This is a genomic window from Devosia sp. 1566 (assembly GCF_004005995.1).
In the GTDB taxonomy this organism is placed as follows: Bacteria; Pseudomonadota; Alphaproteobacteria; order Rhizobiales; family Devosiaceae; genus Devosia.
Map to the genome: position 1 here is coordinate 2,269,310 of NZ_CP034767.1, position 26,803 is coordinate 2,296,112.

A 26,803-nucleotide genomic window follows, 5' to 3' on the forward strand; every position below is an offset into this window, starting at 1 on the left:
CGCAACATGAATATCGGTTTCATCGGCCTCGGCGTCATGGGGCGCCCCATGGCTGGCCATCTGATCGCTGCCGGGCACCAGGTCGCCTTGCACCGGGTCAAGGAAGCGTCCCAGGCCTTGGTCGAGCAAGGCGGCAAGGCGCTGTCGAGCGCGCAGGCTGTGGCTAAGGCCTCCGACATCGTTATCCTGATGCTACCCGACACGCCCGATGTCGAAGCGGTGCTGTTTGGACCTGACGGCGTGGCTGCGGGCCTTGCCCCCGGCAAGCTCGTGATCGACATGAGCTCCATCTCGCCCATCGCCACCAAGGACTTCGCGAAGCGCATTGAGGCCCTCGGCGCTGATTATCTGGATGCGCCGGTTTCGGGCGGCGAAGTGGGCGCCAAGAACGCCGCTCTCACCATCATGGTAGGTGGCAAGGAGGCGGTGTTCGAGCGCGCCCTGCCGCTGTTTCAGACCATGGGCAAAAACATCACGCTCGTTGGTGGTGTCGGGGATGGGCAAACCGCCAAGGTCGCCAACCAGATCATTGTCGGGCTCAACATCCAGGCAGTCGCCGAGGCCTTGCTGTTTGCCCGGAAGGCCGGCGCCGATCCCGCCAAGGTGCGCGAAGCGCTGATGGGCGGCTTTGCCGCGTCCCGCGTGCTTGAGCTGCATGGCGAACGCATGATCAAGCAGACCTTCGATCCGGGCTTCCGCATCCGGCTGCACCGCAAGGATCTGGCGCTGGCGGTGGATGCGGCGCGCGCCCTTGACCTTGCCCTGCCCAACGCCGCAGCCACCCAGCAACTGATGAATGCGGCTGTCGCCAGAGGTGACGGCGACAAGGACCATTCCGCCCTGATCCGCACCCTTGAGGCGCTGGCGGGCGGCGGCAACTAGACCCGCGCACCAGCACAAGCTTGCCAGCAGCGGCGCCGAGGTGCCGCTGAACGAACCTTCATGCCCAGGAACCAAGCCATGCCACTCGACAAGCTGCCGCAGACGCCATTCGGAGCCGTGTATTTCCGCAAGTCCAACCCGCCGCGCGAGGACTGGGAGCGCGATTATGCCGTTGCTGCCAAGGACGGCATGAATGTGTTCCGTCACTGGTTCATGTGGTCCGCCATCGAGCGGCGCCCCGGCTTTTATGACTGGGAGGATTATGACCGGCAGATGGACCTTGCCGCCAAGAACGGGATCAAGACCATCATCGCCGAGCTGACCCATACGGTGCCGGACTGGGCCTATCGTCAATTCGCCCACGCCCGTCAGTTGCGGGCGGATGGTCGGCCGATGACTTCTAATATGGGGGTGAGCGCCGCCACCGGCGGCTTTTCTAATAATGGCGGTGGCGCCGGTGCCTTGAGCATGAACGCGCCCGAGGTCAAGGAAGCCGTCGGCCATTTCCTTTCCGCCCTCGCCAAACGCTACAAGGGCCATCCCGGTCTGCTCGGCTATGACGTGTGGAACGAGGTCAACTATGCCGCAGATGTCGATTATTCCGAGTTCATGAAGGCCGATTTCCGCCTCTGGCTGCAGGCGAAATATGGCAACCTCGATACGCTCGCCAATGCCTGGTATCGTTATTCCTACGCCGAGTGGGACGATATCGAACCGCCCCACGAGGTGGCCGCTTATCCCGAAAATCTCGACTGGCTCGCCTTCAAGCGCGAGAACTACTACGACCAGATGCAGTTCAAGATCGACACCATCCGCGGGATCGATCCGGACTGCCTGATTGCCGCCCATGGCGTGGGCGGCGCGATCCCCAACATGGCCGCCAATGGCTCGGATGACTGGCTCGCCGCGTCCAAGGTCGAGCTTTATGGCCTGACCTGGGTGCCCAGCCGGCGCGGCTTTGCGCCCTGGCAGAACTTCTTCGGGCCCGACCTTACCCGGGCGGCTGCCCGCGGCAAACCCTGGTGGCATGCCGAACGGCCTGGCGGCCCGCTGTGGCTGCAGCCGCAAGTGCTGGGCCGCGACAAGGAAGATGGCCGGGTCATGGACCCCGAAGATATCCGCACCCTCACCATGACCTCCTTTGCGGCCGGCGCCACGGGTGTGCTCAATCTGCGCTTCCGGCCGCTGCTGGACGGTCCGCTGTTCGGCGCCTTTGGCTCCTATGGCATGGATGGTTCGCGCACACCGCGCTCGGACATGGCGAGCGAAATCGGCAAATGGGCCAATGCACTCGAGCAGAAGTCGCTCTTTGCGGCCAAGCCGGTCAAGGGCGATATCGCGCTGCTGGTGATCCCGGAGGCGCAGGCCTGGGACTACCTGCTCAACCACAACCACAAGCCCGAGACTTATCGTGAGGCGATGTGGGGTGCCTATCGCGGCTTTTTCGACAATGGCATCCAGGCCGACTGGGTCCATATCGATCACATCAACGATTACGACACCATCTATGCGCCCTACCCGATCATGCTGACGGCCGAACACGCTCAGAAGCTGGGCGCCTGGGTGGAGGCAGGCGGTACACTGATATCGGAGGCGACGCCTGGCTATTTCGGCGATCGCGGCAAGGTTGGAACGGTGCAGCCCCACAACGGGCTCGACCGGGTGTTCGGGGCGCGCGAAAGCGAGGTCGAGTTCATGCCCGATATCGGCGACCGCATTCGGTTCGATTTCGATGGCAAGCCAGTTGGCGGCGGCGGGTTCCTGCAGTCCTATGCTCCGACGACGGGCACTGCGCGCGGCGCTTTCACGGACGGACGCACCGCGGTGGTGGAGAACAGCTTTGGTGAGGGCCGGACATTGCTGGTCGGCACCCATCCCGGGGTCGCATATTTCCGCACCAGCAGCGCGGAAAACCTGGCTTACTTTGCTGATGTGCTCGCCTGGACCGGCAATAAACCGCGCGTCACCCTTTCAAACCCCCAACTGCATGCCCGCCTGCATGAAGGACCGGAAGGAGCTGTGCTTTGGGTGATCAATCCTACGCGCGAGGCGCAAAAGGCGGAAGTCATGGTGGACCAGCAAATCGCCTCCCTGGGTGAGCCTTACTGGTCATCATACAACGCTGCGGATGGTGCGGGGACAATTACCGTGCCGGCCCGCGATGTGCTGATCGTACGGCTGAACAAGAGCGGCGGCGAAGCGGCTTAGATTGTAGCCCTGCAGCAGCGGGAAATCCGCTGCTGCCAATGCTCCGCGCTTCCAGATCCGTCAGTGCACTTCGCTTAGAAGCTTGCTGGCAGCGGCCCTGGCTTCCTCGGTAACCTTGGCGCCGGCGAGCATGCGCGCTACTTCCTCGCGTCGCGCCGGAGTATCCAGCGGTTTGACATGCGTGCGGACAAAGGCGCCCTCTTCTACCGCCTGCTTCTCGATCAGAAGATGCCGTTGAGCACGGGCGGCAACCTGGGGAGCGTGGGTCACGGCCAGGACCTGCACCTTGTTGGCCAGGCGCGCCAAGCGCCGCCCAATGGCGTCTGCCACCGCGCCGCCAACGCCGGTGTCGATTTCGTCAAAGATCAGCACCGGCGCCGAACCACGATCGGCCAGCACCACTTTGAGCGCCAGAAGGAAGCGGCTGAGCTCGCCCCCTGAGGCAACCTTGAGCAGCGGCCCGGGCATGGTGCCCGGATTGGTTTGCACATGAAAGGCGATCTGGTCGTAGCCAGACGCCATGAGCCGGCTTTCATCGATCTGGTGATCGACGATGAAGCGTGCCGAACCCAGCTTCAAATCCGGCAACTCGGCGCCCACGGCCGCGCCCAGTGCCCCGGCAGCCTCGGCCCGGCTGGCACTGAGAGCCTTGGCATGGTTGCGGTAGAGCGCTTCAGCCTGCACCGCCGCGGCTTCAAGGGAGGCCAATCGGCTTTCCCCACTTTGCAGGGTCTCCAGGTCAGCGGAGAACCGAGCCAGCACGGCTGGCAGGTCATCGCAGTTGGTCTGGTGCTTTCGTGCTGCAGCGCGCAGGGCAAACAAGCGCTCTTCCACGCCCTCCAACTCGGCCGGATCAAACGCCATCTCACGCTTCAGATCCTCCAGCGCATCGGCGGTACGATCAAGCGCAATTAACGAGTTGTCGAGCGCATCAACAATGGGCTGGAACAGGTCTGCCCCGCCGTCGATCTTGCGGAGCAAGCGGCGCATCAGCCCGGCAAGGGCTGGCGCCGGAGCCATGGGTCCGTTGATCAACTCGTCAATTTCCCCGACCTCGGCGGCCGAACGCTCAAGCTGCTGCAGATGTTGCCGGCGCTCGGACAACTCTTCTTCCTCGCCGACCTGCGGTGCGAGCTTGGAGAGCTCTTCGACAGTGTGACGGGCGAAGTCCTCCTCCGCCAACGCCGCCGCAACCAAGGCTTTCTGCTCCTTGACCGCAGCTTGTGCATCGGCGAGTTCCTGCCAGGCGTCCCGGACCAGAGCCGCTTGGGTGTCCAATTCCCCAAAGGCGTCGAGCGCCGCGCGGTGGGTTGCGACATCCACCAGAGCGCGGTCATCGTGCTGGCCATGGATTTCCACGATCTGCGAGCCAACGCGTTGCAGGAGCGCAGCCGACACCGGCTGATCATTGATAAAGGCTCGGGTGCGGCCATCGGCATATTGCACCCGCCGCAGGATCACATCTTCGTCGTCGGGAATGGCATTGTCGCGCAGCGCCGCACGAGCGGGGTGATCGGCCGCAAGTTGCAGGACGGCGACAACCTGACCGTTCTCGCTGCCGCGGCGCACCAGCGAAGCGTCCCCTCGCCCACCGAGAGCAAGCGTAAGCGCATCAAGCAGGATCGACTTGCCGGCGCCGGTCTCGCCGGTAAGAACCGTCATGCCGGCGCCCAGCGCCAGATCAAGCTGATCGATAAGGACAATGTTGCGAACCGAAAGCGCGTTCAGCATTCCCGGAAATCCCAAGCTCCACCCAGACCGGCACCGCTGCGCGGCATGGCCGGCAAATAATCGGGGCACGCCAGCAAACTAGCGCGCCCCGGAACAAACAAGCAACACTTTAGTTCGTTACTTGCGCAGCGAACTCATCCAGCTGCCGCTTCCCATGGCGGGAGCTAGACCCTGCTGGCCCAGTTTCTTGAAGGCTTCCTGGTACCAGGTGCTGGACGGATAGTTGTGCCCAAGCACGGCCGCTGCGGTCTTGGCCTCGTTAACGAGACCGAGCAACAGATAGGCTTCGGTCAGGCGATAAAGCGCCTCCTCGATATGGGTCGAGGTCTGGTGTTCTTCCACGACCACCCGGAAGCGATTGATCGCGGCCGTGTACTGGCCGTTGCCGAGATAATAGCGGCCAACCGACATTTCCTTGCCAGCGAGTTGGTCATAACCAACCAGCAGCTTTTCCTTAGCGTCCTCGGCGTAAGGCGACTTGGGATAGTTGGCGATCAGCAGATTATAGGTGTCGATGGCATCGCGCGACAATTGCTGGTCGCGAGTGATGTCCTTGATCTGCCCGTAATAGGAGTTGCCCTTGAGATAGAGCACGTAAGGAACGTCCTTGCCGTTCGGATAAAGCGCAAGGAAGCGGTCGGCGGCGAGGATCGCTTCGGCGAACTTGCCGATGCGGTAATGCGCATAGACCTGCATCAGCTTGCCTTTTTCCGCCAGGGGCGAATTGGGGTGCTGGCGCTCGAGGCGCTCGAGCTGGGTCACAGCCGTGTTGTAGCGCTGCGCGTCCATATTATCGAGAGCCTGCTGATACAGCGACTCCGCCGGGATGATCGGCTCTTCCTTGGCCTTAGGGGGCCCGAACAGGTTCATGCCCGAGCAGCCCGTAAGCGCCACGACCATGACGCCAACCGAAAGCAACCGGACTGTCCGGCTAGCGCGACCACCAAAAGCAACAACTGTCACGAACTGTCCCGTCCTTACACGTACCGCTGCTGCGGCGTAGATAGAAAATGGATCAAAACTGTGGCCGTGCCGGCCACGAAGAATTAACGCACCGAACGCAGGTAATGATTGACAGCCAGCCCATCAGGTTGATCGTCAAACGCCTCGAATTCGAGCGGCAATGCCTCGGCGCCCACTATTTCATAGTTGGCTTCACTCGAAAATAGCCCAGCCAGAACATGGGCGTTCAAGGCGTGGCCACCCTTATAGGAGCGGAACCGGCCCCAGATCGGCAAGCCACCGAGTGACAGGTCGCCGATGGCATCGAGCAGCTTGTGACGGACAAATTCGTCCTCGTAGCGCAAGCCGCCGGGGTTGAGGATCTTGTCCTCATGGACGGTGATGGAATTGTCGAGGCTCGAGCCCATGGCGTAGCCGGCCTGGCGCAGGATCTTGGCGTCGCGAACGAAACCGAAGGTACGGGCACGCGAAACGTCGTCGTAGTACCGCCGCGGCGTCCAGTCGAAGATCATGCGCTGCCGGCCGATGACCTTGCTGTCAAAATCAATCTCGAGATCAAGGGCGCGGCCGTTATAGGGCTCGAGCGCGGCAAAGGAGTCGTTGTTGCGCACGGTAACAGCGCGCATGACCTTGAGGAACTTCCGCTGGGCCGGCTGGATTTCGAGCCCTGCTTCCAGAATCGCCTGGGCGAACGGGAATGCACTGCCATCAAGAATGGGGCATTCCGGGCCGTCCAGAGTGATCAAGGCATTGTCGACGCCCATGCCCGACAGAGCCGAGGTCACATGCTCGATGGTGGCGACGCTGACGCTGTCGCCCAGATCGAGCGTGGTGCAAAGCGTGGTGCGGGTAATGCGTGAGAAATGCACCGGTACGGGCTTGGTGACCCTTCCGTCGCTCATTTCGCGGCAAATCAGGAAGCCGCTATCGACGGGCGCGGGGCCCAGGGTAAGCGTAACGGGCTGTGCCCCGTGAACACCATATCCAGCAAAGGACAGGGTGGATGACAGGGTGCGCTGGCGCGTGGACAGTTTATTCATACTCGGGATCACTCCACCCCAGCGGGGTACGCGGAAACTGTTAGCCAAAAAAAACTCGGTGCGGAAGCCGCACCGAGTGATGTTGGATGCTCGCTACAAGGAACCGTTAACCGTGCTTGCGCAGGAAAGCGGGGATCTCAAGATGCTCTTTCTGGGGCGCAGGAGCGGGCTGGCGACCATGCGGATCAAGAGCGCCGCGCGCACCTTCAGCAGCAGCCGGAACCCGCGAAGCCCTTGGGCCGCCTGCCTCAATCGCGCTGCGAGCAGCGGCATCATCGGCTCCAGAATAGACCGCTTCGTCGCGTCCGCCTTCAGCGGTTTGACCCAGGCTCAGGCCCACATTGGAGGCCAAACGCTTGAACAAGGCACGGGCATTGCGAGGCTCGGCGTCCTGCCTTTCCTGCGGCTCCTGTGACCGGCGCGCAACAATTGGAAGCTCCTCAGTGCGGGGCATCCGGCGCTGACCTTCGGGGCGAGCGGCGTGCGAAGGCACATAAACGCTCGGCACCGGCGATTCTTCGGGCATTGCGGGCTCGTCCATCTCGTCGATGGCCTGGGCCGAAGGGATATAGGGCTCCACCATCACACCATCATCGTCATGGCCGCTATAGGCGGGGGCTGGCGCTTCATGGGAGATAGCCTCGGCCACCGCGGCTTCGACCTGATGCTCGATCTGCTGCTGAACAACGCCCTGGGCGCTACGCTCGGCGGCAATACGGGTCGGCTCGACGGGAACATGACGCTTTACCGAAAGCGGCGTGCGCGAAGCATGCGGCTTTGCGGGCTCGAGCGCCTGCACCATGGTTGCATCGGTGCCGGTCGCCACGACGGACACGCGGATCGTGCCGGTCAGATCTGGATCATAGGTTGCACCCAGGATGATGTTAGCATCCGAGTCGACTTCCTCGCGGATGCGGCTGGCAGCCTCGTCCACTTCGTAAAGGGTCAGGTCAGGGCCGCCGGTGATCGAGATCAGCAGGCCACGTGCACCCTGCATGGACACATCGTCCAGCAGCGGATTGGCAATGGCAGCTTCGGCAGCGTGACGCGCACGGTCTTCGCCCGATGCTTCGCCGGTACCCATCATCGCCTTGCCCATGCCGCGCATCACGGCGCGAACGTCGGCGAAGTCGAGGTTGATGAGGCCTTCCTTGACCATCAGATCGGTGATGCAGGCGACGCCCGAGAACAGCACCTGATCTGCCATCGCGAAGGCGTCGGCGAAGGTGGTCTTTTCGTTGGCAACCCGGAACAGGTTCTGGTTGGGGATAACGATCAGGGTGTCGACATGGCGGTGCAGCTCATCGATGCCGTCTTCAGCCAGACGAGCGCGACGATTGCCTTCGAACGAGAACGGCTTGGTGACCACGCCAACCGTCAGGATGCCCTGCTCACGAGCGGCCCGAGCCACAACCGGGGCCGCACCGGTGCCGGTACCGCCGCCCATGCCCGCGGTGATAAACACCATGTGCGAGCCCGAGAGGTGATCGTTGATCTCGTCCCAGCTTTCTTCGGCTGCGGCGCGACCGACTTCCGGGTGCGAGCCAGCACCCAAGCCCTCGGTAACGCCGACACCCAACTGGATGATGCGCTGTGCCTTGCTGAGGGCGAGAGCCTGTGCGTCGGTGTTGGCAACGACGAAGTCGACGCCATCGAGCCCAGACTCGATCATGTTGTTAACGGCGTTGCCGCCGGCGCCACCACATCCGAATACGGTGATGCGGGGCTTAAGTTCCTGAATATCTGGGATCGTGAGGTTGATGGTCATTAGGGGCCCCATAGTGGCTTGGTTGGTAAAGATTTACCTCCCAAATCGTTAACGGGCACCTAACAACTGTCCCATTGCCGTTAACCCTCATGCAAAATGCAACACTTCCCCGCTCTCTGGGGTCCAGGGGACATGCGGCGTTTCAGGCCGGCTTTCAGCTTCACGAAAACGAGATGGTAAACGGCGCCAGGGCGGCTGAGGCGTGCCGAATCTCCGCTCGACCAAAGGTCAGCGGCTGCGACATGGGGCAAGGATCGCCTCGGTGCCGGTCGTCCGGCGAAGGATATAGGTGAAGCAAGCCTTGCCCCATGCTATCCCGGAGACTCTATGGAAAGGACCGTCCTCGGCTTAAGCCCGTGCCGAAAGACAAACCCGGGGGCTCAAATCGGGTCACAGATCATCCTTTAAACCACAGGACATGGAGCGACCCCCATGCCATCCGGCCTCCCCATGCCGACCGTTCGTCGCGACCGCGCAGTTACGCATGAAGATGGGGCAACAATAACCGAGCTTTTGGCACCGGGGATAAATTGAGTCGCCGGGCAGCGGAGGCTGCCCGGCCAACCACGCTAAAAGCTGGCCTTCAGCCAGTGCCCGACCCGCGCCAGGTAACCATCGGTGCCGGTCAGCTTGCTGGCGCCGCGCGGCTCGGCATATTCATGCGAGCACACCTGCGGGTAAATCAGCATGCCGGCAACGGTCGCGAAGGCTGCGCCCTTGGCCATCTCCGGCAGCCCCGCGATTCCCATCGGCCGGCCATTGCGCACATTGCGTGCGAGCACGCGGCGGGCGACTTCGGGCAGGCCCGTCATTTCGCTGGCGCCGCCAGTCATCACGAAACGCCGCCCGCACATATCCATCATCCCCGTGGCTTGCATGCGATCGCGGATGGCCGTCAGGATTTCTTCGATTCGCGGCCGCATGATCCGGGTCAGCACGGAACGAGCCACCTGCCCCGGCGCCTCATCGTGAGTCGCGCCCACCGGCTGGATGGGAATCATGTCGCGTTCGTCGGCCTGGCCGGGCAGCACCGAGCCATAAAGCGTCTTCAGGCGCTCGGCATCGGCAACGCTGACCGAGAGCTGGCGCGCAATGTCCAGAGTCAGGTGATGCCCGCCAATTGCGATCGCGTCGGCATAGCAAAGATGGCCTTCGTTGAAGACCGAAACGGTCGTGGTAGCGCCGCCGAAATCCAGGCAGGCGACACCGAGCTGGGCTTCATCATCAACCAGGGTCGCCAGACCCGAGGCATAAGGCGTGGCGACCAGCGCTTCGATCTGCAGATGGCAGCGATGCAGCACCAATTCGAGATTGCGCATGGCAAGGGTTTCCGAGCTCACCACCGCCACGTCGACGCCGAGCTTGTCGCCGACCATGCCCTTGGGATCCTGGATGCCCTTTTGGCCATCGAGCGAATAGCCGATGGGCAAGGCATGGATGATCGACCGCTCGGGGCGAACGCTGCGCTCGTTAACGGCGCGCAGCACGCGCTGCAGATCGGCCTTTTCGACTTCCTGGCCATCAAGCGAGACGGCCGCGGAAAAGGTTTCCGAGCCGAGTCGGCCTGCGGTGACATTGACGAGCACCGACTCCAGGGTCAGCCCGGCGGCGCGCTCGGCCATGCCCACGACCGAGCGAATAGCCTGCTCGGCCTTCTCTATATCGGTGACGACCCCGCTCTTGACCCCCGAGGATGGGCCATAACCAAAGCCGATGACCTCGGCCTTGTGCGAGCGGCCCTTGAGCGACTTGCCTTCCGGCCGGGGCGACAAACGCGCAATCACGCAACAAATCTTGGTGGAGCCGATGTCGAGCACCGCCACAAGCGTGGTGCGCCCGGGCTGAAGGGGACGAAGCCGCGAAGTCATGGCATCGGTCATCATGGTTTCTTGGTTTCTTTTTCTTCTTCGATCTCGGCCGGCCGGACTGCCACGAGGCTATCCACGCGCAAATCGATGACGGTGACGTCGCGGTCAAGGAGCTGGTATTCAGTTTGATACATATCGAGCTTGCGCAGCGCCTGGGCGACGCCAAGCTCGGGCAATTGCACGCGCAAGCCGGTTTCGAAGATCATGTCCCAGCGGCGGTCGGCGATGCGCGACAGGGCCACCAGACCCTCCTGCAGCACCGGATATTGCTGCAGCGCCCGGATCATCACGAGGGCATCATCCGCCGCGCCATCGCCCACGACGAGGGGCAGATCGCCATAAGCACCGGCATCTTCGCCGATCTGGTCGCCCTGGGCATCCACCACAAAGGTCACGCCATCCACGCGCCAACGCGCCACCGGTACCTTTTCAGTGATGGTGACGACGATGTCACCGGGCAGGCCCTTACGGACGCTGACGGCCTCTACCGAAGGCAGCTCGGCAATGCGCAGGCGGGCCGCTTCGACGTCAAACGCAACGGTCGAGGTGTAGGGCTGCACGCCAAGGGCATCGAAGATGTCCTGCTCGCGCGTCAGGGCTTGGCCCGTGATCGAGATTTCGCCAATGGCAAAGCCAGCAGCGGCAGCCTGCCCTTGCGCCAGTTCGCCAAGGGTGGCCATCCCCAGCCCGATCGGCTCCCGGACCTGCCACACACCCAGCCCAACGGCGAGCAGCGCCATAGCGCTGGCGGCCCGCACGAGGGCGAGGCGGTGCAGCACCCAGGCACGGCCCACAATATTGGCCAGCTTGCGCCGGGGCGGTCGCATGCGAACAGGCAGCTGGCGCGGATTAACCACCCGCGCTCCGGCGAAAAACGCCTCGCTTTTTACCTGTTGCAACTCGCGTCCTCCACCAACCAGGTGACCAGTTCTTCGAAGGAATGCCCGGCGTGAGCCGCTTGTTCGGGCGCCAGCGAAGTGGGGGTCATTCCCGGCTGGGTGTTGATTTCAAGGCAGACCAATTCACCATCTTCGCCTGCCGCGTCGTTGAAGCGGAAGTCGCTTCGGGTAATCCCGCGACACCCCAACGCCGCATGGGCAAGCAGGCTCATCTTCTGCACTTTGTCGTAAATTTTCGGTGAAATTTGCGCCGGCAGCACATGATGTGATCCGCCGGCGGAGTATTTCGCCTCGTAGTTGTAGAAGGCCAGATCGGTGACGATCTCGGTGACGCCCAGGGCTACATCGCCCATCACGGCACAGGTCAGCTCCCGTCCAGGGATATAGCGCTCGACCATCAGCTCTTCGCCGCCCTTCCAGTCTTCGCCCAGGATTTCCTGGGGTGGATGGGACTGGTCAGCCTTGACGATCAGGATGCCAAAGCTCGAGCCGTCGGCGACCGGCTTGACCACATAGGGGGCGGGCATGACATGGGCGCGCCCGACTTCAGCCCGGCTGGCCACCACATGGTCGGTCACCGGCACGCCGGCGGCCTTGAGCATGATCTTGGTCTGGTGCTTGTCCATGGCGAGCGCCGACGCCAAAACGCCGGAATGGGTATAGGGAATGCGCAGGAATTCGAGCACCCCCTGGATGGTGCCATCCTCCCCGTAGCGGCCATGCAGGGCATTGAAGGCGACATCGGGCGCGATCTCGCGGAGCTGTTCGGCGACGTCATAGCCGACATCGACCTCGGTTACCCGATAGCCGGCCGTGCGCAGCGCTTCGGCACAACCCTTGCCGGAGCTAAGGGAAACCGGGCGCTCATTGGACAATCCGCCCATAAGGACGGCGACGTGCTTGGCCATCAAAATGCTCCTGCAACGGCAATCACGAGGAGGTGGCTCACTGGGGATCCTCCCCCATAAGCGCGCCGAGTTCCGCCGGCAGCGCGGCGGCCCATTGCGTAATGTTGCCGGCACCCAGGCACACCACATAGTCGCCCTTGGCCACGCGGCTGGCGAGCAGCGGCGCAAGGGCTTCGGCCCGGTCGATCACGCGAGCATCGCGGTGGCCGCGGGCGCGGATACGGTTGACCAGCTCGTCGTGCGTAACGCCGGGGATGGGCTGCTCGCCCGCGGCGTAAACCGGAGCGACGATCACGGTATCGGCGTCGTTGAAGCAGGCAGAGAAATCGTCGAACAGATCCTGCAGGCGCGAATAGCGATGCGGTTGGACCACGGCGATAACGTCGCGCTTGGTGGATTGCCGGGCCGCGCGCAGCACCGAGGCGATCTCGACGGGATGGTGGCCGTAATCATCGATCACGGTGACGCCGCCAACGACGCCGGTCTTGGTGAAGCGGCGCTTGACCCCCGAAAAGCCCTTGAGGCCTTTGCGGATGGCTTCGGCCGGAACATGCAGCTGGTCGGCCACGGCGATAGCGGCGGTAGCGTTGAGGGCGTTGTGTTCGCCCGGCATGGGCAGCTCGAGCCCATCAATGCGCAACTGGGTCAGCCGGATGCGGTCGCGGATCTCGACGGAGAACTTGCTGACGCCATCCACGGTTTCCAGGTCCACGAGACGCACATCGGCCTGGGGATTGGTGCCATAGGTGATGACGCGGCGGTCGCGGATTTCGCCGACCAGCGCCTGCACTTCGGGGTGATCGAGGCACATCACCGCAAAGCCATAAAAAGGGACGTTCTCGACGAAGTTGTGGAAGGCGCGCTTGACGCCTTCAAAGTCGCGGTAATGGTCGAGATGCTCGGGATCGATATTGGTGACGACGACGACGTCGGCCGGCAGCTTGACGAAGGTGCCGTCGCTCTCGTCGGCCTCCACCACCATCCATTCGCCCGCGCCCAGCCGGGCATTAGTGCCATAGGCATTGATGATGCCGCCATTGATGACGGTGGGATCGAGATCGCCGGCATCGAGCAGCGTCGCCACCAGGGTCGTGGTCGTGGTCTTGCCATGGGTGCCGCCGATGGCGATGGCGTTCTTGAAGCGCATGATCTCGGCCAGCATCTCGGCACGCCGCACCACCGGCAGCGCCCGGGCACGGGCGGCCACCAGCTCGGGGTTGTCCTTCTTGATGGCGGAAGAGACGACGACAACAGCGGCTTCACCGAGATTTTCGGCGCGCTGGCCGATCTCGATGCGGATGCCCATGTCGCGCAGGCGCTGCACATTGGGGTTGGCAGCGGCGTCCGAGCCCTGCACCACATAGCCCTGATTGTGCAGGATTTCGGCGATGCCACTCATGCCGATGCCGCCGATGCCGACAAAGTGGACCGGCCCGATATTGCGCGGCATTTTCATGGGGTATGTTCCAGTTCTTGAAAGTCTTTGCCCGCCAGCATTTCGGCGAGGTCAGCGAGTTTTTCCACGGCATGGGGCGCGCCCAGCCCCTTGGCCCGGGCCGCTGCGGTGGCAAGAGCCGAAGGGTCGGTCAACAAGGTGGCAAGGCGTGTCGCAAGCGATTGCGGTGAGAGCGTGGCCTGCTCGGCCACCCAGCCGCCCCCGGCCGCTTCGACCGTGAGGGCGTTGTTTTTCTGATCGGCATCAATCGAGCCAGGCAGCGGCACAAGGATTGCGGGGCGCCCGAGGACGCAGAGTTCCGCCACCGTCGATGCACCCGAGCGGGCGATCACCAGATGGGAGGCGGCGATGCGCTCCGGCAGGTCGCCGAAAAAGGCCGCCAGTTCAACATTGACTCGAGCCTTGCGGTAAATTTCGGCCACCCGGTCGAGGTCTTCGGCGCGGCACTGCTGCAGCACCTCAAGGCGCTGGCGCAGGGCTTCGGGCAACTCGGCAATGGCGGCGGGGACAATGTCGGACAGCGCCTTGGCGCCCTGGCTGCCCCCGAACACGACGAGGTGCAACGGCCCCTCGGAATCAGGCGCCGCGTAGGGGCGATCAGCAACGGCGCGCACCCGATCACGCACCGGATTGCCGGTGAGCACGGTTTCGATCTGCAGCGCCTCGGCATATTTGGTGCTGGCAAAGCTCAGGGCAAGCAGATCGGCGAAACGCACCAGCGCGCGGTTCGCGCGACCCATTACGGCATTCTGCTCATGCAGGATGCCGGGAATGCCCAGAAGGCTTGCTGCGACGAATGGTGGAAAGGTGGGATAGCCGCCAAAGCCAATAACGGCATCAGGTCGGCTGCGCCGCAGCTTGCGCAAGGCGACGGCAACGCCGCCGCTCAGCTTGACCGCCGCCGCGGCAAACTTGACCGGGTTGCGCGTCGAGGGCGTGGCGGAGGGCACGATGTGGATTTCGCGCGCGGGGAATTCGCTGCCATAGCTTTCCACTCGATGGTCGGTCATCAACTCGATGACGTGACCACGACGGCGCAGTTCCTGGGCCAGAGCCATGGCGGGAAACAGGTGCCCGCCCGTGCCGCCGGCCATCAACATGAACTTTTTCATTCTGCGGGCACCAATGCGCTCTTGTAACTGGGCAGCCCGGTGGCCAGGCGTTCTTCGGGCTTGGTGCGGGTGAAAGCGAGCATCAGCCCCATGCCAAAGGCAATCGCAATCATGGAGGTGCCACCATAGGACACGAAGGGCAAGGTCATGCCCTTGGGTGGAACGAGGTTGAGGTTCACGGCGAGGTTGATGCCCGACTGCATGGCGAACTGGATTGCGAGTGTCGAGGCAGCAAGGCGGGCGAACAGGCTGCTCTGGCGCTGCGCCCCGAGCATGGCGCGGATAACGATAAAGCCGATCAATCCCACCAAAACCATGCAGAAGAGAATGCCGAACTCACCGGCGGCGGCGGAGAACACATAGTCGGCATGGGCGTCAGGGATGAGCTTTTTGGCAATGGATTCGCCCGGGCCCCGCCCGAACCAGCCGCCTTCCAGCAAGGACTGGAGGGCGCGGTCGATCTGGTAGGTATTGCCACCACCATCGGGGTTGAGGAAGGTATCGATGCGGCGTGAAAAGTGCGGGAAGAACATATAGGCGCCGAACAGCAGCACGGCTGCTACACCGGCCAGGCCAAAGATGATGAACCAGGAAATGCCGGACAGGAACAGCAGCACGGCCCAGGTCGCCAGTACCAGCGCGGTCTGCCCGATATCGGGCTGCAGCAAGAGGCCACAAACGATCACCAGCATGATCAGGGTGGCAAGGATCTTGCCCGGCACATTGCGGTGGATCATCGATTCCGAGAACAACCAGGCACCCAGCACGGCAAAGGCCGGCTTGACGAATTCGGAAGGCTGAATGGATTGGCCCGCCAGGGTGATCCAGCGCCGAGCGCCCTTCACTTCCGTGCCTAGCTTCAGGGTCGCCCAGAGCAGGACAACGCTGACACCCAGCGCAATGAGAGCGCCAACCCGCGCCTGCCGGTGGCTCAACAAGGAGGTTGCGACTAGCACGGGCAGCGCCAGCCCACAAAACATGGCGTGGCGAATGATGAAGAACCAAGGGGAAAGCCCGATGCGCTCGGCCACCGGCGGACTGGCGGCAAAGCTCAGCACCATGCCGCAGGTCAGCAACAGGATCAGCGCCCCAAGCAGTTCGCGATCGATCGACCACCACCATTCGGCGATGGGTGTTTTTTCGGCACGGGAAAACATCATGGGCAGTCGGCCTCACGGCCTCCAGACGGAACACTAGTCCCCATATCTAACCCAGGGATGGTTACCGATTTCCAACTTGCATCGCATTTTGCAACAACTTGCACGCTGCGGCGCGGCGCCGCCAATTAGCGCAGCTTGAGCGAACTCAACCCGATTAGCGCCAGCACGAAGGAAATGATCCAGAACCGGATCACGACCTGGCTCTCCGTCCAGCCCATATGCTCGAAATGGTGGTGGATGGGCGCCATGCGGAACACCCGCTTGCCGGTGAGACGGAACGAGGCGACCTGAACGATCACCGACACGGTTTCCAGCACGAAGAGGCCCCCAATAATGGCAAGGACGATTTCGTGCTTGGTGGCGACGGCGATTGAGCCGAGCGCGCCGCCCAAGGCGAGCGAGCCGGTGTCGCCCATGAAGATCTGGGCTGGCGGGGCGTTGAACCACAAAAAGCCGAGGCCGGCCCCGATCAGGGCGCCGCAAACCACCGACAGTTCGGCTGTGCCGGGGACATGGTTGAGCAGCAGGTAATCCGAGAAGACCTGGTTACCCACGAGATAGGCGATCAGGGCAAAGCAGGCCGAGGCAACCATCACCGGCACAATGGCGAGGCCATCCAGCCCGTCGGTGAGGTTCACCGAGTTACCGGCGGCCATGATCACGAAGCCGCCGAACAGCACAAAGAAGATGCCAAGATCAACCGCCAATCCCTTGGCAAAGGGGAACAAAAGCGCATTGGAGAACGCGCCCGGCGAGAGTTGCGAGATGGCATAACAAGCCACAACGCCAATGAGCGCTTCAAGGGCGAGGCGCTGCTTGCCCCCAAAACCCTTGTGGCTCATGCGCTTGACCTTGAGATAGTCATCGTAAAAGCCGATGGCGCCAAAGCCGACCGTCACGAACAAGACTACCCAGACATAGCCATTGGTGAGGTTTGACCAAAGCAGGGTCGATATAACCGCGCCCGACAGGATCATCAGCCCGCCCATGGTGGGCGTGCCCTTCTTGGTCAGCAGGTGGCCTTGGGGGCCATCTTCGCGGATCGGCTGACCCTTGCCCTGCTTGAGGCGCAACAGGGAGATCATCCCCGGCCCGAACAGGAACACGAAGAACAGGGCGGTAACCACCGCCCCCGCGGTGCGGAAGGTGATGTAGCGGAAGACGTTGAACGCCGCGAGCGTGTCCCCCAACTGGGCAAGAAAGTACAGCATTTTTGGGAGGTGTCCTCGCGTGGGTGGGCTATTTCTGGTGGAAATGGCCCCGGATTTTTTCAACGACGCCCGCTAGCCCCACGCCGTTGGACCCTTTGATCATAACTGCATCGCCCGAAGCAAGATCGTTGAGCACGATCATCCCCATCTCTGCTGCCGTTTGTGTGTGGCAAGCCACACGCCCGGCGCCCAGTGTAGTGGCAAGGGCGGCCATTTCGGGGCCGACCAGGTAGATACGCTCAGCGCCCGAGCGCAGAACTGGTTCGGCGAGGCTGGCATGGAGTGCAGCGCTTTGAGCCCCGAGCTCACGCATGTCGCCCAGCACCAGCAGTTTGCGGCCGCCGGGTGCCGGCTGGGCCGCGAAGACGTCGAGCGCCGCGGTCATCGAGGCGGTGTTGGCATTGTAGCTTTCATCAATCAGCAGCAGCGGGCGCTCGGGATCGCCCAGGAGCAGGCGCTGCCCCCTGCCCGGCTGTGCGCCAAAGCTGGCCAATGCTGCCACGGCAGCCTCCCGGCCCATTCCGGCGAGGTCAGCGACAATCAGCGCTGCAACGGCATTGACCACCATATGGCGGCCCGGAGTGTTGAGATGGAGCGAGATGCGCTCGCCGGCATGCTCAAGCGTGGCGGTGCTGCCCTCGGCCTGCAGATCCGCTTCGAGAATGCGCCAGTCACAGCCCTCGGTGAAGCCATAGGTGATCACCCGTTGAACGCCCGCCTTGCGTGCCGCCTCGAGCAGCAGCTCGATCTGGGGGTGATCGGCATTGAGCACCGCGGTGCCGCCAGGCTCGAGACCCTCGAAGATCTCCGCTTTGGCCGCGGCGATAGCTTCCAAAGAACCGAGATTTTCCAAATGTGCGGCGGCCACATTGGTGATGACGGCGATATGCGGCCGCACCAGTTGCGACAAGGGCGCGATCTCGCGGGCGGCGTTCATGCCCATTTCGAAGACGCCAAACTGCGCTTCCGCTGGCATACGGGCCAGCATCAGCGGCACGCCCCAGTGATTGTTGAAGCTCTTGATCGATGCGTGGGTCGGACCTGCCGCCTCGAGCACGGTGCGGATCGCCTCCTTGGTGGTGGTCTTTCCAACGCTGCCGGTGACGCCAACCACCAGCGCCTTGCTCCTGGCACGGGCGGCGCGAGCGAGATCGCGCAGTCCCTCCAGCGCATCGGGGACGACGATGCAGCCGTCTTGTTCGCCCCGACCCTCGCTCACCAATGCAGCAGCGGCGCCATTGGCCAGGGCTTGAGCCACAAAGTCATGACCGTCGAAGCGATCACCCTTGATGGCGACGAACAAGGCATCGGGACCCAGGTCACGCGAGTCGATGGAGACCGAGCCGATGCTCGCCCCAACCGTTCCCACCATCCGCCCCCCTGTGGCTTGCAACAGGGCGTCTCGGGTCCAGAGTGCGGGCATCAGAGTCTCTTGATTGCCTCGGCCACGGCTTGGTGGTCCGAGAAGTGGTGCTTGGTCGTGCCGATGATCTGGTAATCCTCATGCCCCTTGCCGGCAACGAGCAAAACGTCGCCGGGCTGGAGCGCGGCAACGGCGGTGCTGATGGCTTCGCCGCGATCGCCGATCTCTGCGGCGCGGGGTACCGCATGCATGATCTCGGCGCGGATCGTGGCGGCAACTTCGGTGCGGGGATTGTCGTCAGTGACGATGATCTTGTCCGCCAGCTCAGCGGCAACGGCGCCCATCTGCGGACGCTTGCCCTTGTCCCGGTCGCCGCCGGCGCCGAAGACCACACGCAGATCACGCGTCACATAGGGGCGTAAAGCCACGAGCGCGGTCTTCAAGGCGCCGGGCGTGTGGGAATAATCCACAAACACCGCCGCGCCATTGTGCTCAGCTATGAGTTCCAGGCGCCCCTTGGCGCCACGCAGCTGCTCCAGCGCGGCGAAAGCCTGCGCCTTGGGGACACCACTCGCTATCGCCAACCCAGTGGCGACCAGGGCATTGCCGACCTGGAATTCGCCGGTGAGCGGGAGGTGAAAGCTCACGGTTTCGCCTTCGAAGCGGACCTCGACGCGCTGCCCGTAGCCCTGCGTTGTCACCGAAAGGATCTGGATGGCAGCCCCGGGGGCATGGCCAACGCCCAGCAGCTTTGCGCCCCGGTCGACCGCGGCCGCGAGGAAAGCCGCGTGCCCGGGATCATCCATATAGACCACCGCCGTGCCGCCATCGGCCAGCAGATCGCTAAAGAGCCGCAGTTTAGCCGCGCGATACTCATCCATATCGGCGTGGTAATCGAGATGATCGCGCGTCAGGTTGGTGAAGGCGACAGCGGCAAAGCGCATACCTTCGAGACGCCGCTGGTCAAGACCATGGCTGGAGGCTTCGAGCGCGACATGGTCGATGCCCTGCCCCTTGAGCGCGCGCATGTTCTGGTGGATCGATCGCGCGTCGGGGGTGGTGAGACTGCCCTCGATGTGGCGCGTGGCGGTTTGCACCCCGAGCGTGCCGATGCTGGCGCCAGCAATTCCGGCCTGCTGCCAGATCTGCCGCACGAAAGACGCGACGGACGTCTTGCCATTGGTGCCGGTGACCGCCACCACGGTTTGCGGCTGGGGCGCAAAGATGCGCGCGGCGGCGCGGGCATAGGCGGCGCGGACATCGGGAACCACGATCACTGGCACGCCGGGATCTTGGGCGGGCACGAGGTCGGTGACCACTGCCAAGGCCCCGCGCCCCACCGCATCGGCGATAAAGGCATTGCCATGCACCGCTGCGCCGGGGAGCGCAAAGAACAGCTCGCCCAGCTCGATCCGCCGGCTGTCCGAGTTGAGGCCGAACACCGCACCCAGATCCTTGACCGGCGCGGCGCCTGATCCTTCCAGCAACTGGGATACGCTCAGTGACACTGCAACAGGTCCTTGTGGTTGGCCTTAGTAAACGCCAGCGGGCTTCAGCGCCTGATCAAGCGCTTCGGAGAAATCGGGCGCGATGCCCAGCATGGGCGCAACGCGCTGCACGATGCGGCCGGTGACGGTGCCGGCATTCCAGCCCGCGGTGGTGCCGGACTGCGGGTTTTCGGCCTTGGGCTCGTCAACCATGATCACCATTGCATAGCGTGGATTGTCCAGCGGGAAAGCCGACGCAAAGAAGTTGGTGACTTTGCTGGAAGAATAGCGGCCGTCAACCACCTTTTCGGCCGTGCCGGTCTTGCCGCCGACGCGATAACCCAGCGCTTCCTTGTTCATCTGCGAGCCCGAACCTTCAAGGGCATTAAGCCGCATGAGATAGCGCAGGGCATCACTGGTGGATGGCTGCAGGACGCGCCGGTACAGGGACTCGGCCTCTCCCAGGTCACGCTTGTACAGCGTGGGAGGCACGTAATTGCCGCCATTGACGAATGCTGCATAGGCTACCGCCATGTGCAGAGGGGAGACCGATAAGCCGTGACCGAAAGACGCGGTGGCCGCGCCAACTTCGGACAGTTGCTTGGGAACCGTTGGCAAGCGCATCTCGGGCAGCTCGAAGGGTACCCGCTGGTCAAAGCCCATCGTGCTCAGGAACTGCCGATAGGGCTCCTTGCCCATGGCCTGCATGATGCGGATCGTGCCGATATTGGACGAGTATTTATAAACTTCGGGCAGGCTGAGAATGCGGTGCTTGCCGTGGAAGTCATCGATGGTGAAGCGGCCAAAGCGAACGCCGAAGCGCGCATCGAACTGATCGCTCACCGATACTGCACCGCTATCGAGTGCACCGGCAATGGTCACGGTCTTGAAGATGGAGCCGGGCTCGAAAATGCCGGCGGTGATACGGTTGAAGCTGTCCTTGACCAGGGCCGATGCGGGATCATTCGGGTTGAAATCGGGCACCGAGGCGAGCGCAATGACCTCCCCGGTATGCACATCGAGCATGATGCCGGCGGCAGCGATCGCCTGGTAGCGCGTCATCGCGTCAATCAGCTGCTCGTGCATCACATGCTGGGCGCGCATGTCGATGGAAAGCTCAACCGGGGCCAGCGCATTGCCGCGGGCCAGGCCAAGCTCCTGCAGGAGCGCGACGTTCTCGCCATCCATGTGCCGCTCGATGCCGGCGATGCCCTGGTTGTCGATGTTGGTTGAACCCAGGATGTGGGATGCTTCCGTCATCCCGGGGTAAAAGCGCTTGGATTCGGTGATGAAGTCGATGCCCGGGATGCCAAGCCGCATCACCCGCTCCTGGATGGAGGGCGACAGCTCGCGCTTGAGCCAAACAAAGCCCTTGTCGCCGGTGAGCCGGTCGCGCAGCCACTTCTCGTCGAGATCCGGGATGACCGTGCGCAGTTTTTGCACGGCTTCTTCCACATCGATGATGCGGCGCGGCTCGGCAAACAGCGAGGGAACACGAATATCGACCGCCATTTCGAGCCCATTGCGGTCAAGAATTGGTGGGCGAGTCGCGGTGATCAGGTCGCGTGCCTGCCCTTCGATCGTGGAGTCGGGCACGACCATGCCCAACTGCACCAGCCGCGCGCTCACCAGGGCAAAACCCAGCACGATCGCGAAGATCATCCAGCGAATGCGCGCCTGGGTGAGATTGCCGCGGACCTTGCGTGCGCCGTCGAGCGAAATGGGCGGGGCAAAATTCTCGTGCGCCAAGGCCATTACTCAATACCCTCAAGTTCGAGAATAGCGTCGATGGGGTCGATGCCGGCGTCCAGCGATTGGAACAGCGCGTTAAGCGCGGCGCTGTTGGGCTTGACTGGCCGCATGGGGAGACTCGCAAACGAGCCAAACTGCTCCTGCTTGACCGGCACAATGCCTAGCGCCGCCTGGTGCCGACGAACGATCGGATCGATATGGCCGGGCTGGTTGAGCACCGCCCAATCGGCCTTGAGCAGAGAAAGGTCACCCTCCTGCTGGTCGATGCGGGCGATCAGCGCCGTACGCTCGCTGGCGGTGTGCTCGATGGAGAATTTCAGCGCGTAAACGCCCGAAAGCATCAGCACGCTGGAAAACAGCAGCAGAATGTTGAGGTTGCGGATCATGCATTTCCCCGGATTGTTGGCACGCCAAGGCCCTCCATTCGCACCGGACGGGCGGGCGCAGCGCCCCGGACCGCCCAGCGCAGAATGGCCGACCGCGAGCGGCTGTTGCGCTCAAGCTCGACGCTGCCGGGCTTTTTCGCCTTGGCAACTTCGACCCAGCGCCGTTCTTCGCCCACCACCTGCGGCAGGTGCCGTGACTGAGTTGGCGCGCCCTTATCGGGATCAAAGAAGCGTTTGACGATGCGGTCTTCAAGGGAGTGGAAGGTAATGATGGCGAGCCGCCCGCCTTCACCTAGCAGGCGCTCGGCCGCGAACAGGCCCTGGACCAACTGCTCGAACTCGGCATTGACGGCAATACGCAGCGCCTGGAACGAGCGGGTGGCCGGATGGGCATCGCCGGGTTTGCGGCCGATGGCTTTCTCAATGATGCGGGCCAGCTGCAGAGTTGTTTCGATTGGCGCCTCCTGGCGGGCCGCCACGATGAACTGGGCGATACGCCGCGACTTGCGTTCTTCGCCGAAGGCATAAAGCAGATTAGCAAGCGCTTCGGCCTCGAGGCCATTGACGAGATCAGCAGCGCTTTCGCCTGCCCCGCTCATGCGCATGTCGAGTGGACCCTCGCGCATGAAGGAAAAACCGCGCTCGGCCTCGTCCAGCTGCATTGAGCTGACGCCGATATCGAGCACCACCCCGTCAACCGGGCCCTGCTCGCCCGCCAAATCGTCAAGCTGGGAAAATGTGCCCGGCAGAAAGGTAAACCGGTCGGGGTAGTCGGCCTTCAGTGCATTGGCAAAGGGCAGCACGCTTGGATCGCGATCAATGCCCACGACCTCGGCTCCAGCAACCAAGAGCGCGCGGGAATAGCCGCCGGCACCAAAAGTGCCATCAACGATTCGCTTGCCATGAACAGGCGCAAACACCGCCAGCACCTCATCGAGGAGCACGGGGATATGCGACATATTCTCTTGGCTGGCTTCGGGCATCTTACTCTTGCCCATGCGACCATAACTCCACGCCCGCATCGATGCGGGTCACTCAAACCAAGCTCACTCTTGGACCAGTGTGTTTAAGATTCTGTTTCCCATGTCGCGCGCACGGCAAGTTGCCGATCACACCCGACGCATCGCGCGCGATGCCTGCCCACCTGGAGGGCGGAATTCAAGGTTGCCCCCTCCAGCGGATTAGGCCATGAACAACCGTCACTTCAGGGTAATTTGATGCCGATATCGAACAATGCCTTTGTTCGCGCGACCACCATTCTCTTGTTGGTAGGCTTTTTCGCACTGGTCGGCATTGTCGGCACGACGATCTGGCTGGTTGAGCGCACCCAGGGCTATTTCAACGAGGTGGTCGTATCGCGCGAGATCCGCAGCGCCGCTACCGATCTGCGCAACGCATTGGTGGATGCCGAAACAGGGCAGCGCGGTTTTCTGCTGACAGGCAACGAAGCCTATCTGGAACCCTATACCGGGGCCGTTCAACGACTGCCCGTGTTGCAGCAGCGGCTCGTCACCGTGCTGGCGCCCTATCCCCAGCTTCGCGAAGGCCTTGTCGAACTCCAATCTGCTATCGACATCAAGCTGCAAGAACTTGCCCGAACTATTGATCTGATGCGCGCTGGCGATCGCGATGCCGCCCTGGCGATCGTCAACAGCGACACCGGCAATGAGAACATGGGGCGCACCCGCGACTTCCTCGTGGCGCTGGTGGCAAGCGCACAGGAGCGCCTCGATACCGGCGTGGTCGACCAGCGCAATGCCGCCACCGCGCTGCGTTGGGTCGCCATTTTTGGCGCGCTGGTGATCGTTGCTGTGGTGGGGGGCTCAGTCTGGACAGCGTTGGCCTATACCAGGGAAATTGCCCGGGCCCGCCGCGAAGTGGAAGAAGCCAATCAAAGCCTTGAGGAGCGGGTGCAGGAACGCACCGCGGACCTGGGCAAGGCCAATGAGGAAATCCAACGCTTCGCCTACATCGTGACCCATGATCTGCGCGCGCCTCTCGTCAACATCATGGGGTTTACCAGCGAACTGGAAACCAGCGTCGCTACCCTGCGTGACTATATGAGCGAGCGCGAAGAATCGGGCGATCCGAAATTCGCCGAGGCGCGCCTGGCCGCCACCGAGGACCTGCCGGAGGCGATCGGCTTTATCCGCTCTTCGACCCGCAAGATGGATGCACTGATCAACGCCATCCTCAAGATTTCCCGCGAAGGCCGGCGCCAGCTCAAGCCCGAAGCACTGAACCTCGCCGAAATCATCGACGCTTCGGTCAGCGCCATCCAGCATCAGGTGACGGAAAATGGCGGCTCGGTTACAACCGAGGTCAAGGTCGCACGCCTCGTCACTGACCGGCTTTCGCTGGAACAGGTGCTCGGCAATCTCCTAGACAATGCGGTCAAGTACCAGGAACCTGGCCGACCGCTGACCGTGGCCATCCGGGCCCTGCCCGCGGAGCGCAACCGACTCAACATCGAAGTGATCGATAACGGCCGCGGCATTGCGTCTACTGACCATGAGCGCGTCTTTGAACTTTTCCGCCGCTCTGGTAGCCAGAGCCAACCGGGCGAAGGCATCGGCCTGGCGCATGTGCGCACCATGGTGCGCAGCCTGGGTGGCGAAATTACCCTCTCCTCGGAGCTGGGCAAAGGAACGACCTTTAGAATCAATCTGCCGCGCGATCTGCGCAGCTATCTCGGGAGCAATGCAAAATGAACTCCGGCACACCCGTCACCATTGTCATGATCGAGGACGACGAGGGGCACGCGCGGCTGATCGAGAAGAACATCCGGCGGGCCGGCGTCAGCAACCAGATCATCCCCTTCACCGACGGCACCTCGGCGCTGAACTATCTGATGGGCAATGATGGCAGCGGCGAAGTCAGCAGCGGACGGCAATTGCTGATCCTGCTCGATCTGAACCTGCCCGACATGACCGGCGTCGACATCCTCGAGAAGGTCAAGAGCAACGAACATACCCGCCGCTCGCCGGTCGTGGTGCTGACCACCACTGATGACCAGCGCGAAATCCAGCGTTGCTATGATCTAGGCGCCAATGTCTATATCACCAAACCGGTCGACTATGACGGGTTTGCCAACGCGATTCGCCAGTTGGGATTGTTTTTCTCGGTGATTCAGGTTCCGGAAGCCGACTGACCCATGCCTAACCGCACGCCCTATGTGCTCTATATCGATGACGATGCCGGCCTTGCACGCCTTGTGCAGAAGGCAATAGAGCGACGCGGCTATATCTTCGAGCATGCAACGACGGGCGAACAAGGCCTGGCGCGCATTGCGCAAGGCGGCATCGACGTGGTGGCGCTGGATCATAATCTGCCCACCGGCACCGGGCTCGATGTTCTGGCTCAACTGGCCGATATGCCTGACCGGCCGGCGGTGGTTTATGTCACTGGCACGGTGGAAACGGCCGTGGCGGTGGCGGCGCTCAAGGCGGGCGCGGCCGATTACGTCCTTAAAACCGTCGACATGGACTTCCTGGAACTCCTGACCAGCGCGATCGGCCATGCCGTGGACCTGCAACGCCTCAACCGCGCCAAGGCCAAGGCGGAGCAGGAAATGCGCGAGGCCAAAGACCGCGCCGAAACGCTGCTGGGCGAGGTCAACCACCGCGTGGCCAATAGCCTGGCGATGGTGGCGGCGTTGGTGGGCCTGCAGGCCAATGCCATCACCAATGAGGAAGCTCGCAGCGCGCTGGCCGAAACCCAGGCCCGCATCCAGGCTATCGCGGGCGTGCACCGGCATCTCTACACCACTGACGATGTGCGCTCGGTCCATATTGGCGAATATCTGCAAAGCCTTGCCGCCGAACTTGAAACCTCGATGCAGGCGGCGGGCAGCCTTTCGCGCATCCTCGTTGCGGTCGAGAACATCTCCATTCCCACGGAAAAGGCCGCTTCGGTGGGTGTTATCGTGACCGAGCTCGTCACCAACGCCATCAAATACGCCTATGGCGCCGATGCCGGGGGCGAAGTGCGCATCAGCGTTGCCCGCAAGGGCGAACTGATCGACCTGGTGGTGGAAGACGATGGCATCGGCTGGAATGGCACCGGCAAGCCCCAGGGCACGGGCCTGGGCAGCCGTATTGTCAAGGCAATGGCCCACGGCCTTGGGGGCACTGTCGCCTATCAGGCCGAGGGACGCGGCACCCGCGTGTCGCTCCAGTTCTCTGCCTCTTAAAAGGCGCCAGTTGACCTGTAAGCCGGGTTCTGTAGGGCACCGCGCTTGCGCGCGGTACGTGGTGACCATTCATCTAGGACGCCTGTTGCCAGGCGCCTCGTGCAACCAACCCGGATGATCTGGCCTCAAAACCGGCTGGGGCATGAAGCCCCGCGTCATCCCTATTTGGTCTTGCTCCCGGTGGGGTTTACCGTGCGGTTCCCATTGCTGGGTCCCCGGTGCGCTCTTACCGCACCCTTTCATCCTTACTCCGGCGCGCCGGAGCGGTTTGCTTTCTGTGGCACTTTCCCTGAGGTCGCCCTCGCCGGGCGTTACCCGGCACCGTGTTTCGAAGGAGCCCGGACTTTCCTCTCCCGGATGGTTACCCATCCGGCAGCGGCCACCCGGTCAACTGGCATGGGCCTTGTAGAAACGGAT

Annotated in this window: 21 protein-coding genes and 1 other RNA gene; 5 read left to right on the forward strand and 17 right to left on the reverse strand. The window is 62.8% G+C overall.

The annotated features are described in order from the left end of the window. Window positions 1–6 precede the first annotated feature (6 nt). Both ELX51_RS10985 and ELX51_RS10990 read left to right on the forward strand, forming a co-directional pair. Window positions 7–882 carry a 2-hydroxy-3-oxopropionate reductase gene (locus tag ELX51_RS10985; RefSeq protein ID WP_127753557.1) on the forward strand — a complete coding sequence of 292 codons (876 nt, stop codon included), beginning with the start codon at window positions 7–9 and terminating at the stop codon, window positions 880–882. A gap of 78 nt (window positions 883–960) precedes the next feature. Further along, complete coding sequence (locus ELX51_RS10990) at window positions 961–3,090, forward strand: beta-galactosidase (protein WP_127753558.1); 2,130 nt, start codon at window positions 961–963, stop codon at window positions 3,088–3,090. Between the two features lie 60 nt (window positions 3,091–3,150). Here ELX51_RS10990 and recN read toward each other — a convergent pair whose 3' ends face one another. The 16 genes from recN to rsmH form a co-directional block, all read right to left on the reverse strand. Next, window positions 3,151–4,821, reverse strand: coding sequence for a DNA repair protein RecN (gene recN / locus ELX51_RS10995; protein WP_127753559.1), 1,671 nt, complete (start codon window positions 4,819–4,821; stop codon window positions 3,151–3,153). 117 nt (window positions 4,822–4,938) lie between these two features. Next, entirely contained in the window at window positions 4,939–5,784 is an 846-nt protein-coding gene (locus ELX51_RS11000; RefSeq protein ID WP_127753560.1) for an outer membrane protein assembly factor BamD, read from the reverse strand. Window positions 5,785–5,867: 83 nt separating this feature from the next. Then, complete coding sequence (lpxC, locus tag ELX51_RS11005) at window positions 5,868–6,824, reverse strand: UDP-3-O-acyl-N-acetylglucosamine deacetylase (protein ID WP_127753561.1); 957 nt, start codon at window positions 6,822–6,824, stop codon at window positions 5,868–5,870. A 106-nt stretch (window positions 6,825–6,930) separates the two neighbouring features. After that, window positions 6,931–8,592 carry a cell division protein FtsZ gene (gene ftsZ / locus ELX51_RS11010; RefSeq protein WP_127753562.1) on the reverse strand — a complete coding sequence of 554 codons (1,662 nt, stop codon included), beginning with the start codon at window positions 8,590–8,592 and terminating at the stop codon, window positions 6,931–6,933. 569 nt (window positions 8,593–9,161) lie between these two features. Beyond that, entirely contained in the window at window positions 9,162–10,475 is a 1,314-nt protein-coding gene (ftsA, locus tag ELX51_RS11015) for a cell division protein FtsA (RefSeq protein ID WP_127753563.1), read from the reverse strand. After that, window positions 10,472–11,359 (reverse strand): cell division protein FtsQ/DivIB, encoded by an 888-nt coding sequence (locus tag ELX51_RS11020; RefSeq protein WP_127753564.1) that lies wholly within the window; start codon window positions 11,357–11,359, stop codon window positions 10,472–10,474. Before ELX51_RS11020 ends, ftsA begins: the two co-directional genes overlap by 4 nt. Further along, on the reverse strand, window positions 11,347–12,270 hold the full coding sequence (locus tag ELX51_RS11025) for a D-alanine--D-alanine ligase (protein WP_164854840.1): 924 nt from the start codon (window positions 12,268–12,270) through the stop codon (window positions 11,347–11,349). The genes ELX51_RS11020 and ELX51_RS11025 overlap by 13 nt, the downstream gene beginning before the upstream one ends. A gap of 34 nt (window positions 12,271–12,304) precedes the next feature. Beyond that, window positions 12,305–13,723 (reverse strand): UDP-N-acetylmuramate--L-alanine ligase, encoded by a 1,419-nt coding sequence (gene murC / locus ELX51_RS11030; protein WP_127753566.1) that lies wholly within the window; start codon window positions 13,721–13,723, stop codon window positions 12,305–12,307. Further along, window positions 13,720–14,835 carry an undecaprenyldiphospho-muramoylpentapeptide beta-N-acetylglucosaminyltransferase gene (gene murG / locus ELX51_RS11035; RefSeq protein ID WP_127753567.1) on the reverse strand — a complete coding sequence of 372 codons (1,116 nt, stop codon included), beginning with the start codon at window positions 14,833–14,835 and terminating at the stop codon, window positions 13,720–13,722. Before murG ends, murC begins: the two co-directional genes overlap by 4 nt. Beyond that, on the reverse strand, window positions 14,832–15,992 hold the full coding sequence (locus ELX51_RS11040) for a putative peptidoglycan glycosyltransferase FtsW (RefSeq protein WP_127755256.1): 1,161 nt from the start codon (window positions 15,990–15,992) through the stop codon (window positions 14,832–14,834). Before ELX51_RS11040 ends, murG begins: the two co-directional genes overlap by 4 nt. Before the next feature lie 128 nt (window positions 15,993–16,120). Then, window positions 16,121–17,206 (reverse strand): phospho-N-acetylmuramoyl-pentapeptide-transferase, encoded by a 1,086-nt coding sequence (mraY, locus tag ELX51_RS11045; protein ID WP_127753568.1) that lies wholly within the window; start codon window positions 17,204–17,206, stop codon window positions 16,121–16,123. Between the two features lie 28 nt (window positions 17,207–17,234). Continuing rightward, complete coding sequence (gene murF / locus ELX51_RS11050; protein ID WP_206524615.1) at window positions 17,235–18,629, reverse strand: UDP-N-acetylmuramoyl-tripeptide--D-alanyl-D-alanine ligase; 1,395 nt, start codon at window positions 18,627–18,629, stop codon at window positions 17,235–17,237. Beyond that, window positions 18,629–20,077, reverse strand: coding sequence for a UDP-N-acetylmuramoyl-L-alanyl-D-glutamate--2,6-diaminopimelate ligase (locus ELX51_RS11055; protein ID WP_248305096.1), 1,449 nt, complete (start codon window positions 20,075–20,077; stop codon window positions 18,629–18,631). The genes murF and ELX51_RS11055 overlap by 1 nt, the downstream gene beginning before the upstream one ends. 24 nt (window positions 20,078–20,101) lie before the next feature. Next, complete coding sequence (locus ELX51_RS11060) at window positions 20,102–21,811, reverse strand: penicillin-binding protein 2 (RefSeq protein WP_127753570.1); 1,710 nt, start codon at window positions 21,809–21,811, stop codon at window positions 20,102–20,104. Further along, window positions 21,811–22,194: a hypothetical protein gene (locus ELX51_RS11065; protein WP_127753571.1), complete on the reverse strand. Its 384-nt coding sequence runs from the start codon at window positions 22,192–22,194 to the stop codon at window positions 21,811–21,813. The genes ELX51_RS11060 and ELX51_RS11065 overlap by 1 nt, the downstream gene beginning before the upstream one ends. Beyond that, window positions 22,191–23,192, reverse strand: coding sequence for a 16S rRNA (cytosine(1402)-N(4))-methyltransferase RsmH (rsmH, locus tag ELX51_RS11070; protein WP_248305097.1), 1,002 nt, complete (start codon window positions 23,190–23,192; stop codon window positions 22,191–22,193). The genes ELX51_RS11065 and rsmH overlap by 4 nt, the downstream gene beginning before the upstream one ends. Window positions 23,193–23,411: 219 nt before the next feature. Between rsmH and ELX51_RS11075 the strand changes: the two genes are divergently transcribed. The 3 genes from ELX51_RS11075 to ELX51_RS11085 are packed head-to-tail and all read left to right on the forward strand — an operon-like array spanning window position 23,412 to window position 26,386. Further along, a complete protein-coding gene (locus ELX51_RS11075) occupies window positions 23,412–24,905 on the forward strand; it encodes a CHASE3 domain-containing protein (protein ID WP_127753572.1) in 1,494 nt (497 codons plus the stop codon). Continuing rightward, window positions 24,902–25,345 carry a response regulator gene (locus ELX51_RS11080; protein WP_127753573.1) on the forward strand — a complete coding sequence of 148 codons (444 nt, stop codon included), beginning with the start codon at window positions 24,902–24,904 and terminating at the stop codon, window positions 25,343–25,345. The genes ELX51_RS11075 and ELX51_RS11080 overlap by 4 nt, the downstream gene beginning before the upstream one ends. A gap of 3 nt (window positions 25,346–25,348) precedes the next feature. Further along, window positions 25,349–26,386 (forward strand): histidine kinase dimerization/phosphoacceptor domain -containing protein, encoded by a 1,038-nt coding sequence (locus ELX51_RS11085; protein ID WP_127753574.1) that lies wholly within the window; start codon window positions 25,349–25,351, stop codon window positions 26,384–26,386. A gap of 2 nt (window positions 26,387–26,388) precedes the next feature. Here ELX51_RS11085 and rnpB read toward each other — a convergent pair. Continuing rightward, window positions 26,389–26,781: RNase P RNA component class A (gene rnpB / locus ELX51_RS11090), an RNA gene on the reverse strand. Window positions 26,782–26,803 lie beyond the last annotated feature (22 nt).

Bases quoted from the DNA above. Each gene is read 5' to 3' on its own strand.
- murG (WP_127753567.1), bottom strand. From the start codon at position 14,835: ATGAAAAAGTTCATGTTGATGGCCGGCGGCACGGGCGGGCACCTGTTT.
- ftsA (WP_127753563.1), bottom strand. From the start codon at position 10,475: ATGATGACCGATGCCATGACTTCGCGGCTTCGTCCCCTTCAGCCCGGG.
- ELX51_RS11080 (WP_127753573.1), top strand. From the start codon at position 24,902: ATGAACTCCGGCACACCCGTCACCATTGTCATGATCGAGGACGACGAG.
- mraY (WP_127753568.1), bottom strand. From the start codon at position 17,206: ATGCTGTACTTTCTTGCCCAGTTGGGGGACACGCTCGCGGCGTTCAAC.
- ELX51_RS11065 (WP_127753571.1), bottom strand. From the start codon at position 22,194: ATGATCCGCAACCTCAACATTCTGCTGCTGTTTTCCAGCGTGCTGATG.
- murC (WP_127753566.1), bottom strand. From the start codon at position 13,723: ATGAAAATGCCGCGCAATATCGGGCCGGTCCACTTTGTCGGCATCGGC.
- ELX51_RS10990 (WP_127753558.1), top strand. From the start codon at position 961: ATGCCACTCGACAAGCTGCCGCAGACGCCATTCGGAGCCGTGTATTTC.
- ELX51_RS11060 (WP_127753570.1), bottom strand. From the start codon at position 21,811: ATGGCCTTGGCGCACGAGAATTTTGCCCCGCCCATTTCGCTCGACGGC.
- recN (WP_127753559.1), bottom strand. From the start codon at position 4,821: ATGCTGAACGCGCTTTCGGTTCGCAACATTGTCCTTATCGATCAGCTT.
- lpxC (WP_127753561.1), bottom strand. From the start codon at position 6,824: ATGAATAAACTGTCCACGCGCCAGCGCACCCTGTCATCCACCCTGTCC.
- ELX51_RS11075 (WP_127753572.1), top strand. From the start codon at position 23,412: ATGCCGATATCGAACAATGCCTTTGTTCGCGCGACCACCATTCTCTTG.
- rsmH (WP_248305097.1), bottom strand. From the start codon at position 23,192: ATGGGCAAGAGTAAGATGCCCGAAGCCAGCCAAGAGAATATGTCGCAT.
- ELX51_RS10985 (WP_127753557.1), top strand. From the start codon at position 7: ATGAATATCGGTTTCATCGGCCTCGGCGTCATGGGGCGCCCCATGGCT.
- ELX51_RS11040 (WP_127755256.1), bottom strand. From the start codon at position 15,992: ATGTTTTCCCGTGCCGAAAAAACACCCATCGCCGAATGGTGGTGGTCG.
- ftsZ (WP_127753562.1), bottom strand. From the start codon at position 8,592: ATGACCATCAACCTCACGATCCCAGATATTCAGGAACTTAAGCCCCGC.
- ELX51_RS11085 (WP_127753574.1), top strand. From the start codon at position 25,349: ATGCCTAACCGCACGCCCTATGTGCTCTATATCGATGACGATGCCGGC.
- murF (WP_206524615.1), bottom strand. From the start codon at position 18,629: ATGCCCGCACTCTGGACCCGAGACGCCCTGTTGCAAGCCACAGGGGGG.